Origin of the sequence: Flavobacterium sp. FlaQc-48, from assembly GCF_044007335.1 — a bacterium.
Taxonomy (GTDB): domain Bacteria; phylum Bacteroidota; class Bacteroidia; order Flavobacteriales; family Flavobacteriaceae; genus Flavobacterium.
The window spans coordinates 1-207 of the sequence record NZ_JBIPCR010000117.1 but is presented as its reverse complement, the minus strand read 5'-3'; the positions used below and the strand labels follow the sequence as shown (position 1 = coordinate 207).

The 207-nt window shown below is 45.9% G+C and carries 1 protein-coding gene; it reads left to right on the top strand.

Going from position 1 to position 207, the window contains the following annotated elements; all coding sequences use genetic code 11:
- On the top strand, positions 1-207 hold a 207-nt coding region (locus ACHRWY_RS27795), incomplete at both ends, for a hypothetical protein (protein WP_395359280.1).

The following is a 207-nucleotide window of genomic DNA, read 5'->3' as shown; positions in this document are numbered from 1 at the left end:
TAAAAATATCACGGTAAGTGATCCTAAGGCAACTATAAGTGGAGGACCATTGGCCCAATTGGCTCCGGGAGCAGAAGATGCTACTACCTTTACCGGTATTCATATTGTAACACAATCTGATATTGATGCAGGTGCCGTATACAACTTAGCGACCGCAACTGGAACACCACCAAGTGGCCCAAATGTAAGTGACACATCCACCGATCC